The organism is Streptomyces sp. NPDC029292 (assembly GCF_055569295.1).
Genome location: NZ_JBVHXR010000015.1, coordinates 14,305 through 30,781, shown reverse-complemented (window position 1 = coordinate 30,781; position 16,477 = coordinate 14,305). Strand labels below are relative to the sequence as shown.

Sequence of the window (16,477 nt, the reverse complement as noted above, 5' to 3'; positions counted from 1 at the left end):
TAGGCGCGGGAGGGAAGAATCGCTGCGGGAGGGGCAACGGAAAGCGTTTTGTTGTGGTGGGGGTTGGCGGGGGGGGGGAGCTTTCCCTTTCCCCCCCCCCCCCACAGCCCTGGCACGCGGACGAGAACGCGACCGCGACCATCAACTACACCAGCGGTACGACGGCCCGCCCCAAGGGAGTGCAGATCACCCATCGCAACATCTGGGTGAACGCGGTGACCTTCGCCCTGCACGCGGGTGTAACCGACCGGGACGTATATCTGCACACGCTGCCGATGTTCCACGCGAACGGCTGGGGCATGCCGTTCGCGATGTCGGCGCTGGGCGTGCGGCAGATCGTGCTGCGCAAGGTGGACGGGGCCGAGATCCTGCGCCGGGTGGCCGAACACGGGGTGACCGTGATGTGCGCGGCGCCCGCGGTCGTGAACGCGGTGCTGGCCGCGGCCGAGTCCTGGGACGGCGAGATCCCCGGCCGCGACCGGGTGCGCATCATCGTCGCCGGGGCTCCGCCGCCCACCCGCACCATCGCGCGCGTCGAGTCCGAGCTGGGCTGGGAGTTCATCCAGATCTACGGCCTCACCGAGACCTCGCCCCTGCTCACGATCAACCGCACCCGCGCCGAATGGGACGACCTCGACACCCAGAAGCGGGCGGAGAAGCTGGTGCGGGCGGGCGCTCCCGCGCTGGGCGTGACGCTGCGCACGGACGACGAGGGCGAGGTTCTCGCGCGCTCGAACGTGGTGATGGACGGGTATTGGGAGCAGCCACAGGAGACCGCTGGGGCACTGTCGGAGGGCTGGTTCCACACCGGGGACGGTGGGTCGGTCGGCGAGTACGGGCATCTGACGATCAGTGACCGCAAGAAGGACGTCATCATCACGGGTGGTGAGAACGTGTCCTCGATCGAGGTGGAGGACACACTCTTCAATCATCCCGCGGTCGCCGAGGTCGCGGTGATCGGTGTGCCGCACGAGAAGTGGGGCGAGACCGTCAAGGCTCTGGTGGTCCTCGTACCCGGCGCGGAGGTGACGCAGGACGAGCTCATCCGGTACTGCAAGGAGAGCCTCGCCGGGTACAAGGCGCCGACGTCGGTGGAATTCCGCACCCAGCTGGCCCGCACGGCGACCGGCAAACTGCAGAAGTACAAGCTGCGCGAGCCGTACTGGGAAGGCCACGAACGGGGCGTGAACTGAGGCGCTCGCGCCGCACCGCGCATCCATCCCACTGTCGCACGTCCGTGTCGTCGTCGGACAGCGGCGAGTTCGCGTTCCTCGCGCACTGCTCCGACGGTCGTTCAACTCCAGCTCGGCAAGGCGCCCTTCGGCGCGCCGTACGGCACCGGTCGGCCCGTGAAGGCGTCCAGGAGGACGCGGTCGCCGACCGGCCGGTGCAGCTTCACCGTCATCTCCTCGCCTTTCATGTCGCTGGTGCAGGGACCGTCCTTCGTCCCGACGACGGACGCGGACAGCACCACGCTGCCGCTCGTCTCCAGCACGTCCACGGCGGGGCCGTCGTCGCAGGATCCGTGGTTGGCGATCACGGTGACGGACCGTCCGTTCGTGGCTACCGCGACCAGTCGGCCGAGCGGCGCCAGCTCGTCGGTGGGCACCTGCCGGGCCGGCTCGATCGGCGGCTCGGGGAGTTTCGAGGGGCTGAGGGCGACCCGCTTGAGCGGGGTGTCGTAGCCCTCCAGAGTGAACAGCCAGGCCGGGACGGTCGCCGGGCCACGGCTGGTGGTGAGGGTCATCTCGCCCAGCTTCGCCTCGGTCACGGTCAGGTGCGGTCCGTCGTTGCTGCCGCGTGCCACTGTCTTGTACGCCTGCTGCGCCCCCATGAGCGGCAGCGTGAGCGAGCCTCCGTTCTCCCACTTCACTTGCCCGTCCTTGGGCCGGGTGGTGGGAAGCGTGCCGCGCAGGACGATGTTCTGGGTCGTGTAGGCCTGCTTGTCGGGTTCGTTGCGGAAGGCTGTGTCGGGCAGTTGGACCGCTTCGTCCATCGGGTAGTAGCCCTTGCTCCATGCCTCGGCAGCCTTGGATCCGTCCCAGGCGTCGGCGACCTGGCGGGCGCGGGCCCCCGGCTGCGGCGCCGAGTCGGCACCGCGGCTGCCGGCGTTCTCGCTGCCGCACCCGACAACAGCACCGGCTCCGGTGGTGAACAGGGCGAGGACGACGAGCAGATTGACGGTCCGCGTGATGTTCGTAGGCATGGGTCCCCCGGGGACTGACGGTGACGAGTGGAGGCTGTGCGGTGCGAGGTGAAGGCCGCACCGTCCCTATGACGCGCCAACCGCGCGCCGCGTTCGGTCCAGCTCTGGGCCCGTCACGGGCGTTGGGGCTGCGGTGTGAGGACCAGCATGGTGACGTCGTCACGGACCGTCGGGCAGAACCGTAGGAGGTCCTCCCACACACGGTCGGTCAGCGCGGTCGGCGCCTCCTCGGCGAACGCGGCCAGACGTTCGGCCAGCGGGTAGAAGGCGCCGGTCTTGTCCCGGGACTCCGTCACTCCGTCGGATACCAGGAACAGCCGGTCGCCGCGCTCCAGCCGGACCGTGCACGCGAGCGGCGGAGCGATGTCGAAGAGCCCGAGACCCAGCGGAGCCCCCGGCTCGGAATCGAGTTCGACGGCCTTTCCGGCGCGCAGCAGCAGCGGAGGGGGGTGCCCGCAGGACACGAGCCGCACCGCGTCGGCGCCGGGTGAAAACTCCAGGAGTACGGCGGTGGCGAAGAGCTCGGCATGCTCGGTTCCGGCGGAGTCCACGACCAGCCTGCGTTCGAGGCGGGCCGCTGCCGTCTCCAGGTCGCGCTGGTCGAGCACGGTCTCCCGGAACGCTCCGAGGAGCGAAGCGACCGTGCCGACGGCCGGCAGCCCGTGCCCTTGGACGTCGCCCATCACAGCGCGCACGCCGTAGGGGCCGTCGCGCACGTCGAAGAAGTCGCCTCCGACCAGTGTTCCGTGCTGTGCCGCCCGGTACAGACCGGCGCAGATCACCGGGCCGACGTGCTCGGGGAGCGGTGGCAGGACCGCGAGCTGGGCGGCTTCCGCGACGGTCCGCACGGTGACCAGGTGCGCGTCGCGGCGGCTGCGTACGAGAGACACGAACACGCTGAGCACAGCGATGAAGGTGATGGTCAGCAGGTCGGTGTTGCCCGGGCGGTTGAGCTGCAGGGCCGGGACGTTCAGCAGCATGACGACCACGCCGCCGAAGACAGCCGTGGCCGCGGGCCCGTAGGAGAGCACGGCCAGCGACGGAATGACGCCCAGCAGAAAACCGATGTCCAGGGGGTGGCGACTCGCGAGTTCGACTGCGCAGACGCCCACCAGCAGAGCCGGCGGCAGCATCCGTACCCAGCGTGGAGGCGGCGAGCCGCGCAGCCAGCCCTGGTGTCCACCGTCCCGCTGCCTGGACGCGGCCCTGGTGGCCATAGCGCTCCTCCTTATGCCACCACGCTTCTACTTTCGGCCGAACCGTGCACATGGGGCGGCGCGGATGGAAGCGGTATGTACATGGATAAATGTACTCCGTAACGATCGGCGCCCGACCGGAGCGACGAACGACGTCGAGGAGCCCCGCCACCCCAGGGATCAGGGTGACGAGGCTCCGTTACCGCTACCGTGTCAGCCGTCGATGCGGTGCGTGGTCCAGAACGAGGTCAGGTCCGTGGTCGTGGCGGCCTGGGCGGCGGCCTTGAACTCGGACGTGGTGGAGACGCCGTACCAGTGCGACGTGGCGTAGTCCTTGAGGAGTTTGGCCATGGCGGTGTCGCCGAGGACGCGGCGCAGGTCGTGCAGGGCGCACTTGCCGTAGCCGTAGACGACGGTGGAGTACCGGGACGAGTGGGCGTCCCAGTAGGCCATCGAGTTGGTGATCTTCTCCGCCGTCGAGGCCCAGGAGACGCTGTTCCAGCAGTTGGTGCCGGTTTTGTTGAGCGCCAGGTCGGTGGCGTAGTCGGTGAACGCCTCATCGAGCCAGGGACTGTTGTACTCGTCGTCGCCGACGATCCCGTAGAACCACTGGTGACCGATCTCATGGGTGAGCGCCGTGGTGCTGACCAGGTCGAGGACGAACCCGGGGTACTCCATGCCGCCGAACCAGAAGTTGTTGTCGATCACCGCGTCCAGCTCGCCGTAGGGGTAGGCGCCGAACCGGGCCGCGTGGGCGTCCACGGCGGTCTTCGCGGTGGTGAGCATCGACTGCGCGTCGGCCGAGCTGATGCCCGAGACGGAGTAGACGTTCACCGGGGTGCCGGCGGTCGAGGTGCCGGAGATCTTGGTGAAGGGGCCCGCCGCCCAGGCGAAGTCACGGACCTTGGAGGCGGTGGCGGTGGTGACCGTACGTCCGCTGGAGCCGGGGGTGTCGGCCGAGGCGCCGGTGGCCGGTACCAGCAGGGTGGCCGGGTGGTCGAGGGTCACCTTGAAGTCGGCGGCCAGGGAGTAGAACGACTCGCCGTTGTTCGTGTACGGGTCCAGGTGCCAGCCCGCCCCGTCCTTGACCGCGAGTACGGGCAGGGCGTTGCCGATGAAGCTGAAGGCCCCGTCGTAGCCGAAACGGTCGGCGCCGCTGGGGACGGTGATGCCCAGGTCGAAGCCGATCGTGGCGGTCTGCCCCTGCGCCAGCGGGGTCGGCAGCGCGATCTGCAGGGCCGTGCAGCCGACGGAAAGGGCGCCCGCGGTGCCACCGGTGACGTTGCTGACCGTGATCGGCATGGCGGAGCAGGTGCCGTGGTAGTTGTCCCACAGCCTCAGGTACACCTCGCTGAGCGCGGTGGAGGAGGCGTTGGTGAACGTCGTGCTCTCGTGGCCGGTCCAGACGGTGCCGCTCGTGTTGCTGCTCAGGCTGACGGTGTACGAGGGTGCGGCCGGGGTGCGCGTGGAGTCCGCCGGCGGGGTCGTGTCACCGGAGGTGTTGAGGGCGACGTCGTCGATGACGAAGCTCGTCTGGAGGCTGGAGTCCTCGGTGCCGGTGAAGGCGACGTTCACGGTCTGGCCCGCGAAAGAGGACACGTCGAACGACTTCTGCACGTAACCGGTGGCCTTGTTCAGGTTCGAGTACGTCGCCAGCGTCGTACTGCCGATCTTCGCCGTGAGCTTGTCGTACGCGGTGGACGAGGTCGTCTCGGCGGTGTCGATGTGCAGCCAGAAGGTGAGGGTGGCGCTGCTGCACCCGGACGGGATCGTGACGCTCTGCGAGAGGGTGTCGGTGTGCGTGGAGCCGACACCGTTCAGCCAGGCGAAGCTGGTGCCGCCGTGGGCGGTCTGGCCGGTGCGGTTGGTGATCACGGTGGTCGACGACTGGGTCCAGGGCGAAGTGCCGCTCTCGAAGCCGCCGTTGGTGACCACCTGGGCCGGGGTGCAGGCGGCGGCGAGCGGGGCCGCGGGCGGCGCGGCCGCCGCTGGGGTGACGGGGAGCGAGGCAGCGGCCAACGCGGCGACGGCGAACAGGCTCGCGGCGAGGGCCTTGTGGGGGGTTGGTCTCACACGGAACTCCTTTGAGGCGGCCGGGATTCCGGCCTGCTCGGTGGTCGCCCGGACGGCTTGGGTGCGCCGCGGGGTGACCGGGTGAGATTTCTGCTGCGTCTCCCTGGGGGTCAGGGCGACGGCTGCCGGAAGCCTGGCAGATTTGACTGGGACATGCCATCGAATGTGGGGAAAAGCATGCCCTTTCATGGAGCTGTCTCACTCTGTGCGGGCGTCAACCGCGACCAGGGGTTGGGGAGTTCGCCCGTCACCGGACCGGCGACCCCCGCCGCGTTCGTGTGCGGTGCGGACTGCGAGCGGTACGAGTGCCTCGGGTACGCCGTAGCCGAGGTGACAGAACCGCTCGGGCGGATGCCGCGTGGTCCACGCCGGTCTGCGTCGGCCACACCTCACGCCCGTCGGCACAGCAATCCGTTCCGTGATCGTGGAGGCCGATGATCGCGGCAGTCTGAGGGGGAGCGGTTCATGACCACGGCCAAGGACCTGTTGATCATCGCCATGGACGTGGAGCCGAACCGTCCTGTGGGGCAGGGTGACCAGTCGCTCGCACTCGCGGGAGCCGAGGTGATCGATCTCCTCGATGCCGAGGCCCTCGGACTGGACGGCGACCGCATCGTGCCGACACCGCAGCAGACGATGGATGATCATCTGTTGAGCGAGGCTGCGGCGTCACTCAATCGGCAGGTGCCGTACGAGCCGGTCGAAGACTGGCTGTGGCGCAGAGGTCGTGATCTGTCCTCGGCCTATCTGGCCGCTCTCGAGGAGGCCGGCCGGCTCACCCGGCAACGCCGCAGCCGGTTGGCCTTCGGGACCGACCGTATGGCGCTGTCCGACTCGCCCGCTCGCCGCCGGGCGATGAGCCTCTGGGCATCGGACGAACCCGTCCTCGCCGCCCTCGCGGCGGTCGTCGGGATCCATGGCGGGCAGACCACGGACTCCCCGGGCGTCACCGACGACGCGGTGACGACCGTGCTGGCCGCCGTCCACGACGCCGTGATGGAACTGGAAGCCGTACGCCAAAGGCGGGCCATCGAAAACGCGGCGTTCGCCAACATCTGGCGAGGGGCGTGACGAGGACGTGCGCGAGCGACGCGGCTGGGCGCGGCGGCGTGATCAGCACGATGCGTGGCTTCCCGCGTCGTCGATGACGCCGCAGACACCTCTGGTCCTCGGCTGCCGCACTGGTTCCGGGCCGCGGCGGTGGGCCGTTCACCCGCGGCCTGACGGTGATCACTTGGGCTCGCGTGGCTTGCCCTCAGGGCCGGGCGCGTCCTGGGCGCGGGCGTCGTCGCTTGACGTGCCCCGTGATCTCATGGTGCCCGTGACGCGCTGAATCGCCTTCGTCAGCGGGTGCGGCGAGCGCCCGTCCTGTCCGTGCGATGTCTCGCGTACGGAGTATGCCGTCCCCCGTGACTCTCTGATCTCGGCCAGCGCCGCATGGGCGAGGTCGGCCGCCTCGCGGTACAGGTCGCGCGACTTGGTCATGGCGTCGAGCGCTTCGGCATAGGCATCCACCAGCCCGCGTGCGTGGGCCAGTTCCTCTTCGAGAGTCAGTAGATGCCAGTCCTGCCGGAGAGCGGTGAGGGCTTCCGCCGCGCCGTCCGGCAGCGGCCAGGGCAGCGCGGCACAGCGTACGACCTTGTCCAGGAGCTCCGTCGGCTCCGAGCCGTCGAGGAACACGCTGCGCACGGTGAACTCCTGCTCGTCGTACCCGAGCCGGGCAGGCGTGCCGGGCAGAATGACGGCGCCACCGCGCGGGACCCGCACGCCCAGGTCGTACAGCGCCCAGTTGACGGCCTGGAACTGCTCGGGCGCGGCGCGGTGTTCCACGACGCGATGCCGCAGTCCGGGCGGGAGCAGGCGGGCGAGGGGGAGACGGCCGCGGTGGTCGGTGGTCATCGCCTCGTGGACGACGACGTTGATGCTCCAGCTGCGGCGCGCCGTCTCCCTGAGCAGGCGACGCATGGCAGCGTCGTCCCGCGGGAGCGGGTTGATGTCCTGCAGGCGGAGCCCGGCCACAGTGTCGTGGTCCCAGGAGATGTCGCTCTTCTCGGGCCAGAACATGGTTGCGGGAGAGGGCCACGCGGGATCCCAGGGCCGGTCCGCCTCGGCCGCCAGCGTCCAGCGCCGCTCTTCGTCCGTGCGCTCCCGCCCGTCGGTGGTGAGCCGTGCCCGTACGGTAATGGCGTCGGCGACCTGCCAGCGGGCCTCGAAGACATGCCCGTCGGGTTCCGAGGAGTTCCCGGTCTCCAGGAAGTCGTGGATCGTCTCGCCGGTCTTCAGCTTCCGCAGGTTGTCCCGAAGGACCTCCTGCGGGGCGGGGCCGGTGTGGCGCCCGCTTGCCAGCCAGACTGTTTCCGGGGCCGTGGCACGGGTGGTGGGGGACTTGGGCATGGGTCACTTTGCGGGTGGGGGGCGGCGTGTGCTCCCAGTATGGTCAATGGAGGTCGGTCCGGGGTCACCGGGTGCGGCCGCTACGTGCTGGGCGACCGCGGCGGAGCCGGGCCGGCCCGCATTTTCGAACCGTGCCGACAGGGGTCGTGCCGTCCAACAGGCGGCGGGCCACCGGCGCTCCTATGCTTGTGGCGTAGGGCTTTGAGGCTTGTTACCTACGACATGGCTGTGACCCGCGATCTGTGGCGCACCTTGCGCCCTGTGCCGCGGTCCGGCCGCGAGGGACTCGCACCTCCCTCGCCACGTCGTCCCCTGTTCCTGGACGCTCTTGCTCGGCGGTCCTTCCTGTCGGCGTCCTCGCAGGCGGACTCACTCCCACTCCGCTCTCGTCCACGACGATCGCGGGTTTTGTCCTCATGCGCTGGGGGTCAGCCCATGACGCAGGCGTACAGACGATTGCGAAGGGGAGCCGCCACAGCCGTGGCGGTGGGGGCGTTGATGGTTCCGGTCGCGGCTGGCACGGCCTTCGGGACACCCGCGTTCGTGCGCACAGCTGCCACCGCGGCCGAGCCACCCTCGCCGTCCGCTTCGACGACGGCTGACTTCCGGGAACTCACCCCTGCCGTGACGCGACAGCTCGACGAGGCCGTGCAACAGGTCATGCGGGAGGCGAACGTGCCCGGGGTGACCGTGGGGCTGTGGACGCCCGACATGGGGACCTACGTGCGCTCGTTCGGAGTTGCCGACAAAACCAACGGCCGGATGATGTCGCGGGATCTGTACATGCGGATGGGCAGCGAGACCAAGACGTTCACCGTGACGGCACTGCTGAAGCTGGTCGACGAGGGCAAGGTGAGCCTGGACGATCCGATCGGCAAGTATGTCGACGGCGTGCCCAACGGAGACAAGATCACGTTGCGCGAACTCGCGGGGATGCGCAGCGGACTCTTCAACTACTCGGAGGACCCAGGCTTCTTCAAAGCGCTGACGTCCGATCCGCAGCGGCCGTTCACGCCACAGCAGCTACTCGACTACGCCTTCAAGCACCCCGTGCTGTTCCCGCCGGGTGAGAAGTTCTTCTACTGCAACACCAACCTCATCCTGCTCGGCCTGGTCGTCGAGAAGGTCGGCGGCCAGCCGATAGAGGACTTCATCCAGAAGAACGTCCTCGCACCGGCCGGTATGAACCACACCGTCTTCCCGACCGACGCGGCCTTCCCGACCCCGCACGCACAGGGGTACACCGACCAGACCGCGAACGGGAAGGTCGAGGACACGGCCAACTGGAACCCGTCCTGGGCCTGGGCGGCCGGCGCGATGATCTCCAATCTGGACGATCTGCACGTATGGGCGCGCACGGTTGCCACGGGCATCCTGCCCAACGGCGACACCCTGATCAGCCCCGCCACGCAGAAGCAGCGGCTCATCACGCCGCCCACCACGATCCCGGGCGCCGGGTACGGCCTCGGCATCTTCAACGTCCAGGGCTGGATCGGGCACAACGGCTCACTGCCGGGCTACGAGACCCTGACCATCTATCTTCCGTCGGCGCAAGCGACGCTCGTCGTGCTGCTGAACACCGACATCAACCATGACAACACGGAGCCCAGCACCCTCTTCGGTGAGGCGATCACGAAGATCGTCACGCCGGGGCATGTCTTCAATCTGCCTGCGCAGGCCGCGGCCCGGTGAGGTGTGAGGTGCGGCCCTGCCGTCGACGGAGACGCGTCGGCCGCTCCGCCCAGATCTTCGCCGGTCTCGCAGCGCAGTGTGCGAAGTGCACCGCCAGTCCCCGGGCTCACAGTCTGATGACCACCAGGGCGGTGTCGTCGGTGGCGCCGCTGGGCGGAAGCAGGTCGGACAACAGGGCGTCGGCGAGGGTCTCGGGATCGGCTCCTTGGTGGTCGACCAGGGCGTGGGCGAGGCGGCTCAGCCCTACGTCGATGTCTTCCCGGCGGCGTTCGATCAGACCGTCGGTGTACAGGACCAGCGTGTCGCCAGTCGTGAATTCGATGGCGGCCTGGGGGCGGTCGGCGTGCTCGGGGCGGGCTCCGAGCGGCGGGTCGGTGGCCTGATCCAAGAACTCCACGTTGCCGTCGCCGCTCAGGAGGGCGGGCGGCGGGTGGCCCGCACTGCTGTAGGTGAGGGTGTGGGTGTCCCAGTCGATGCGGATGGTCACGGCGGTGGTGGATTCGGCGCCGTCGACGGAACGCGCGTACAGGCCGAGGACTTCAAGTGCTTGGGCGGGGCCGGACGAGACGAGGGAGGCGGCGCTGAGGGCGCTGCGCAACTGCCCCATGACGCATGCCGCGGCCAGTCCGTGGCCGACGACGTCGCCCACGGCGACCACGATGCGATCGCCGGACAGGTCCACCAGGTCGTACCAGTCGCCGCACACGTTCAGCGCGCCGACGGCGGGGTGATAGCGCACGGCAGTGCGGTGGTGACCCACCTGGCGGAGAGCGGGCAGCAACGCGTCCTGCAGGGCGAGGGCGACCTCGCGTTCGCGGGCGTGGGCCTGCCGCAGGCGCTCGTTGACCTCCTGCAGGTCCCGGGCGCGCGTGTAGAGCTCGGCCTCCAGGACGCGGGCCCGGTCACCACCGTTCCGCCCGCCCCGGGCGCGGATGAGTTCGGTGACCTCCTCCACCCGATGGACCAGCAGCACCACGTTGCCTTCCTCGTTGCGCACCGGGGCATTGATCGGGCTCCAGTACCGCTCCTCCCACTCGCCGGGCCGGTCCACCGATTCGACGTCATAACGCTGCAGGGCCATGGTGTCGCGCTCCCCGGTCGCCGCCACCCGCTGCAGGGACGCTCCCAGGTTCCGCATCCCGCTCGCGGCCGTGTCCTCGGGCCTGTCGGGGAACACGTCGAACAAGTGCCTCCCGATCAGCTGCTCACGGGTGCGCCCGGAGTAGTGCAGGAAGTCCTCGTTCGCGTCCGCGTAGACCAGTTGCGGAGTGAGCAGCGCGACCATGCCGGGCAGGGCGTGGAAGACCGCCCTGTAGTCGATTCCTGGTCCTGTCACCCGTCCACCCGTCTCGTACCGGCCCTGGTCGTGTCCCACACGATAAGAGCGGCAGGTCGGATTGCCTGTGACCCACCCGCTCCGGTCGTGGGTAAAACCCACGAGCGGGGCAGTGGTTTTGTCGGGCCGTCGGTCTGCGCAGTCGCCGGCTGGGGCCCACGTGGTCAAACCCCGGCCAGCCGCGTCACCAACCTGTCCGGACAGCGCACCTAGCCCGCTTGCCGGTCCCGTACGGCGTCGGCCACGGACGTGGCGGCGCGGATGAGTGCCGCCGTGGCCGGCGAACGGGACTGCTGCGGCCAGGCGATGGTGAGGACCGAGGGCGGTGCGTCCGGGACCGGCCGGTAGACGACACCCGGGCGCGGACAGCGGGCGGCGGCGGAGGCGGGCAGCAGGGGGTGGGGCCGCCCAGTCCGACGAGCATGAGCAGTTGGGCGAGGTCACGTCTCTCGCTGCGGATCTCGGCGAGGTACCGGTGCAGGTCGCCGGGGCGCAGGCCGAGGGGGAGGTAGGGCGCGGTGTCCACGTTGCCATGGTGGACACGGGAGAGTCCCCGCACGCCTACTTCGCCGCACACGATTACCCGAAGCCCTCGCAGCGACCGCCATCGACATCACGACGGGGTCCTGTCACCCGCGATTCGGGAACCGGGCCCGTCCCGGCCCCGACGAGGCCACCGGGGCCGGACTGGTGGATGTCGGTGCAGCACCGACCTTCGTCCGCACCCAGATCCCGTAACGCATCCGAGAAGCCTGCGCACCGGGTCGTCCCTGCCGCGGCCGGCGTTACGAGGCGGATCCACCACGGGACGACGCCCCGTCGGGAGTCGAGACCGGCACCCCCAGCGGGCGAGCGAGGCCGACCACGCCCTCATCGAGGCGCTGCAGATGCCGCAGGACACGATCCGTGACGCGGTCGTGCCGAGGGGAGCCCGGCTTGTCCGGCTCCAGCATGGCGGCGATGCTCGCGCCGGTCTCGGCCACGCCGCTGGTGTCGTCGTCCGCGACGCGGGCGACCAGAACGTCGATGTTGTGGGCGATGCGCCGCCCCGCGCGCTTGAGACGGGGGTCCGCGGCGACGGACTTGCTGTAGGGGAGGAGTTCGGCCGTCGCCGCCAGTGAACGCGCGTGGTAGGCGCACGTCTCCAGCAGGGCCACGAGGTAGCGCGCGGTCTGGCGGCGGGCCCGCAGCGGGGTGATCGGATGGGTCAACGGCTGCGTGGAGGACCGTAGATCGTCCAGTGCCGTGTCGAGGTCCCGGGCCTTGTCCAGCAGATCGAGCGCGGGCCCGCCGCTCAACTGCTCCACCGCCGCACCGGTGACATCACCGAGCCGGGTCAGCACCGTGCCGAGGAGGTCGTCGGTACGGCGATCGGTGTGCACCGGCAGGATCAGGACGGCCGCGATCACGCCGCAAGCGGCGCCGAGCGCGGTCTCCTCGATGCGCAGGACGAGCACCGTGGCGCTGTAGGTGTTGAGCAGGGTGTACAGCAGCCCCAGCATCGCCGTGACGAAGAAGGACATCAGGGCGTACGACAGCGGCGCGGTGAAGAACATGGCGAAGATGAACACCAGCACGAGTGCGAACGCCGTCCAGGTGTGGTTGCCCACCAGGCCCGCCAGGCCGACACCGGCGACGACTCCGAGGACCGTGCCCAGCAGCCGACGGTAGCCCTTGACGAGGATCTCCCCGGTGGACGCCGTGTTCAGGAAGACGACCCAGCAGGTCAGCACCGCCCAGTACCAGCGCTGGCTGGAGAGGAACTCCCCGCCGACGATGGCCAGGGCCGAACCCACCGACACCTGGACCGCGGCACGCGTCGTGGGACGCTCCAGACCCTTGCGGGCGTCGGCGCCCGGCTCGTCCTCCTCGGCCCCCGCCATGGCGACGTCCTCGGCGTCCAGTTCCTCGCGGGAACGCGTCGTCGCGGGTGTGTCGTCGGATTCGTCCTGGGGTCCGTCGAGGGCCAGCCGCAGACCCAGGACGGAGCGCCCCGCCTCGCCGATGCCGCGGAACACGTCCTGGACGGCGGTCGAGGCGCGCGGCAGATTCTCCTCGTCCCGGTAGCCGAGGAGCCGGTTGCGCAGGTGGGCCAGCGCGGTGCCGCGGTCGTTCGAGACCGGGCGGATCACGAGCAGGCGCAACGCGTTGAGATCGCGGCGCAGCGTCGCGGTGGTGTCGTCCTGGGCGCGCAGCCGGTCGCCGGGCGGCGGCACGGGCGCGTGCGGCAGATGAAGGGTGAGCGTGTCGGCGCGTTCGGCGCTGCGCGCGGTGAGGAGGAGAACGCCGAGCCGCTCGCCGGCGATCTCGGCATCGGCCACCCGGCGCTGGATGAGCGAGGCGGTGGCGCTGTCGCTGGTTCCCTCCTCCAGCCGCCCCTGGATCATCATCGCGCTCTCGTGCAGGCGCGCGGTGTGCCGCCGTACGTCCTCCAGGGCCTTCTCGACGCGGTCGGGCCCGGCGTCGAGCAACTCGATCTGGGCGGACACCAATTGGGCCAGACGAGCCCGGAAGGCCTCGCGCAGTCGCAGCAGGATGCGCTCGGGGGTCTCCACGACCAGGCCGAACCGCACCACCGCGCTGCACCCGAACGCGACGACCAGCGTTCCGCACAGCCCCGGCAGCGCGGAGACAGTGGCTCTGACGAACAGGGAGACGAAGTAGATCTGAAACCCGATGAGTCCCAGCGCCGTACCGCGATCACCGAACCGGCGGCTGTACACCGCGGCGAAAATCAGCGCGATGAAGAAGAGGTCGCCCGCGACGACCCTCGTGTTCAACAGCGCTCCCAGCGACATCGCCACCAGCGCCACGGGCAGACCGAGCGCCAGAGTGAGGGCCTGTTCGCGCCGCTGCTTCTCCTTGATGGCGAAGGTCGCGACCATGGCCGCCATGGCACCGGTCACCATGTGACTCACATCGGCATTGAGCAGTGCCAGGACCAACAGCGTGAGTGCGATGGCGCCGACTGTCCGCAGTCCGGCCATGAGCCGCAACAGCCCGGGGTCGGATGCCGCGAATCGGTCCCAGATCTCCGTCCGGCTCGGCCGTGTCACTGTCCTCACGCTGCCGCTTTTCCCGCTTCCGTCATGATCCGGAGTTCCAGCATGGCACGCGTCAACGTCGCGTCCTGCGCTGCCCCGCCGTCCGATGGCCACGGCCAGGGGATGTCCCAGGCATGGTCCAGGGACGTCCCCACCAGTGCTGCGGGCCCTGATCGCGGGTATCCGCGGCGAGCAACTGGTCCCAGTCGGACCAGGATTTTCCCCGCGCACTTTTGAGTCTCATCCCATAGATGCATGCCCCCGATCGAGTGGGCGCGCTCACTCGATCGGGGCCATCGAGGAGCGCGGGCGTACCACCGGCCGACCACCCGCGTTGCAGCGACATGGACAGCATTTCCACCACGACTGGGTGCCTCCTGGACCACGGTGTGCCCCCTCGGCGGTACGCCGAACTCGGCGATGCGCACCGCTCGAACCCGCCGATCTACGCCTCCCTTGTGGCCGAGTGGTGGGCCAGGGGGCGGATAGTGCCAGGCCGGCACGATGCGCAGTGGGCTGCCCTCACCGCTCCGAAGGGGGCCGGGAGGCAGGACGCGTCGGACCCCGCGGCGGGCGCGGGGCGGTGGGAACGCGTGGACCTCTCGTTGGCCGGCAGTAGGGATCCCGCGGGCTGAGGAATCCGCGTTGCGGTGCACGCAAGGGCCGACGACGAACGTGCGGCTGTGCGCTGCCACCGCTGTGTTCAGGGCGCCGTGAAGAGAGCCGGGAAGCGGGGAGCGAGCCAGGGCTTGCGGCCCCGGACGAGGATGCGGCCCTGGGCGATGGCGCCCCACTGGTCACGACGGCCGAGCGCCATCAGAAGGAAGGTGACCGGCTCGATGAGGATGGTGCAGTCCGGGCGGGCCGGCGGCTGCGAGTCAACGGACACCGCACCGTCGCTCACCGTCACACCGAATCGGCCTCCGCCCCACAAGCGGATCGCGTAGCGGGCGGTCAGGTTGGCTGTGCGGTCGGTGTCGGTCACCCGTGGCATGGCCGTGATCATGAAGGGCATGGTCAGCTCGACCCGGGCACGGTCGATCATGTGCGGACGACCCAGTGCACGGGCGAGATCGTAACCATGGCCCAGCATGTGCGTGAGCAGGTACGACCCCAGCACGCCCAGGCTCATCGGACCCAGCGGAGTGACGACAGTCCCCTCCGTGGCACTCTCGTTCATCGCCTTGAGGTAAGCATCAGCCTGCGCCACGATCATCGCCGCCAGCGGCTCGGCCCCACGCTCGCCGAACTCGGCGAGCGCCCGCTCATTGGCCGCGGCGAGGCTCTGCGGCGTACCGTCCCCGTAACTGCGTGCGTGTCCTGTCGCGATATCGGCCATCAGTTCGTTGGCCTGCGCCAGATGCGCTGCCGCTTCCCCGACGTTCCACTGTGACCTGGGTACCGGAAGCTTCATGTCGACGCCCGGGTGCAGCAGCGCGGCGATCTCATCGGCGGTATCGCGTATGGCCCCGCCAAGCCCCTCGGGCACAGTGCCCCGTATGTCCTGCCCAGCCGCTGATTCCACGCCGTTCCCATGCTCGGTCTCGTGCCCGTGCCGGATGCGTGCGCAACCGGGCGGCGAACACGTTACGGATCGCCCGGAGCACAGAAGATCAGGCAATGGAGGCTGCGACAAGACCCTGAGCAGCGAGATCGAGTCGGCTCGGCGAAGGACCCGCGGGCCGTCGGGGAGGTCAGTTCCAGAGTGGATAGGTGACCGTTCGCTCGAAACCGTCCGGCCTGCGGTCGGTGTAGAACAGGCTCATCCGGGTGTAGTGCTGCAGCTGCGGGTGCTTCTTCCAGGGCTGCGGATGGTCGAGCCGTACGACGACCGCGTATGAGTGGAACTTGCCCGCCGCGCAGTATGGCTTGCAGTCGTTCACGACGTTGAAGCCCGTGGCGATCGCCGAGTTGGGGAGCCACTGCGACCAGTGGAGCGTGGAGAGGAGGCTGTTGCCGTCGCCGCAGGCGAGCATGAAGTCGGCGGGGCGTACTTCTGGGTGCCAGAAGCAGTCGACGATCACGGGGCGTCCGGGCCGCTGTGTCACGGCCTGCGCAGCCGGCGGGGCGGCGGAGGCCGTTCCCATGACTGCCGCGAGCGATGCGGCCGCACAGAGCGAAACCGCCGTTCTCACTGTGTGTCTCCGCATGTCCGCTCCCCGCCGACTGTCTCCGCTACCCATGGCCCCGCGCCTGCACCTCTGTGCACCTGTGGTCTGCTCGCGTGCCGAGGTCTGGTGGTGGGGCTGACGCAGGACGGTGTGTCGTTCCGTCGCCAGCGATCGTCTCTGTACTGACGCTACGACCGTGTCAGGGGATGCACCACTCGAACGGAGCAACGTCGCGTTCTCGCGAGAGTGTCGCGGTGCCGACTTCCCCGTTGCCAAGTGAGCTGCTCGCGAGCGAGCGAGTTCCGGGACATGCCGCGGGGGGGGGGGGGGGGGGGGGGGGGGAGGGGGGGGGGGGGGGGGGGGGGGGGGGTGTTGGGGGGGGGGGGGGGGGGGCGGGGGGTGTCTTTTGTGGTTTGAAGAGCGGG

General features: G+C 69.6%; 11 protein-coding genes and 1 pseudogene. 3 read left to right on the top strand and 9 right to left on the bottom strand.

Going from position 1 to position 16,477, the window contains the following annotated elements:
- Positions 1-1,193 (top strand): AMP-binding protein (locus ACZ4WS_RS29290; RefSeq protein WP_467985055.1); only part of this gene is annotated, 1,193 nt, incomplete at its 5' end.
- Positions 1,194-1,294: 101 nt separating this feature from the next.
- Here the strand turns inward: ACZ4WS_RS29290 and ACZ4WS_RS29285 are convergent.
- From ACZ4WS_RS29285 to ACZ4WS_RS29270, 4 genes and pseudogenes are all read right to left on the bottom strand, one after another.
- Positions 1,295-2,206: a hypothetical protein gene (locus ACZ4WS_RS29285; RefSeq protein ID WP_467985053.1), complete on the bottom strand. Its 912-nt coding sequence runs from the start codon at positions 2,204-2,206 to the stop codon at positions 1,295-1,297.
- Between the two features lie 113 nt (positions 2,207-2,319).
- Positions 2,320-3,423, bottom strand: a complete 1,104-nt coding sequence (locus ACZ4WS_RS29280; protein ID WP_467985051.1) for a PP2C family protein-serine/threonine phosphatase — start codon at positions 3,421-3,423, stop codon at positions 2,320-2,322.
- Between the two features lie 192 nt (positions 3,424-3,615).
- Complete coding sequence (locus tag ACZ4WS_RS29275) at positions 3,616-5,475, bottom strand: M1 family metallopeptidase (protein WP_467985049.1); 1,860 nt, start codon at positions 5,473-5,475, stop codon at positions 3,616-3,618.
- 185 nt (positions 5,476-5,660) lie between these two features.
- Positions 5,661-5,850 (bottom strand): annotated as a pseudogene (locus ACZ4WS_RS29270) (spherulation-specific family 4 protein); the annotation flags it as partial.
- Between the two features lie 90 nt (positions 5,851-5,940).
- Between ACZ4WS_RS29270 and ACZ4WS_RS29265 the strand changes: the two are divergent.
- Entirely contained in the window at positions 5,941-6,546 is a 606-nt protein-coding gene (locus ACZ4WS_RS29265) for a GOLPH3/VPS74 family protein (protein WP_467985047.1), read from the top strand.
- A gap of 159 nt (positions 6,547-6,705) precedes the next feature.
- On the opposite strand, the gene ACZ4WS_RS29260 is transcribed toward ACZ4WS_RS29265, so the two are convergent.
- Positions 6,706-7,869 carry a hypothetical protein gene (locus ACZ4WS_RS29260; RefSeq protein WP_467985045.1) on the bottom strand — a complete coding sequence of 388 codons (1,164 nt, stop codon included), beginning with the start codon at positions 7,867-7,869 and terminating at the stop codon, positions 6,706-6,708.
- A 435-nt stretch (positions 7,870-8,304) separates the two neighbouring features.
- On the opposite strand from ACZ4WS_RS29260, the gene ACZ4WS_RS29255 reads away from it, so the two are divergent.
- Entirely contained in the window at positions 8,305-9,561 is a 1,257-nt protein-coding gene (locus ACZ4WS_RS29255) for a serine hydrolase domain-containing protein (RefSeq protein ID WP_467985043.1), read from the top strand.
- 106 nt (positions 9,562-9,667) lie between these two features.
- Here the strand turns inward: ACZ4WS_RS29255 and ACZ4WS_RS29250 are convergent, their stop codons facing one another.
- From ACZ4WS_RS29250 to ACZ4WS_RS29235, 4 genes are all read right to left on the bottom strand, one after another.
- Positions 9,668-10,897, bottom strand: a complete 1,230-nt coding sequence (locus tag ACZ4WS_RS29250) for a PP2C family protein-serine/threonine phosphatase (protein ID WP_467985041.1) — start codon at positions 10,895-10,897, stop codon at positions 9,668-9,670.
- 785 nt (positions 10,898-11,682) lie between these two features.
- On the bottom strand, positions 11,683-13,884 hold the full coding sequence (locus tag ACZ4WS_RS29245; protein WP_467985452.1) for an FUSC family protein: 2,202 nt from the start codon (positions 13,882-13,884) through the stop codon (positions 11,683-11,685).
- A 760-nt stretch (positions 13,885-14,644) separates the two neighbouring features.
- Positions 14,645-15,466 carry a maleylpyruvate isomerase family mycothiol-dependent enzyme gene (locus ACZ4WS_RS29240; protein ID WP_467985040.1) on the bottom strand — a complete coding sequence of 274 codons (822 nt, stop codon included), beginning with the start codon at positions 15,464-15,466 and terminating at the stop codon, positions 14,645-14,647.
- Between the two features lie 169 nt (positions 15,467-15,635).
- Positions 15,636-16,091 carry a hypothetical protein gene (locus ACZ4WS_RS29235; protein WP_467985038.1) on the bottom strand — a complete coding sequence of 152 codons (456 nt, stop codon included), beginning with the start codon at positions 16,089-16,091 and terminating at the stop codon, positions 15,636-15,638.
- Between the last annotated feature and the right edge of the window lie 386 nt (positions 16,092-16,477).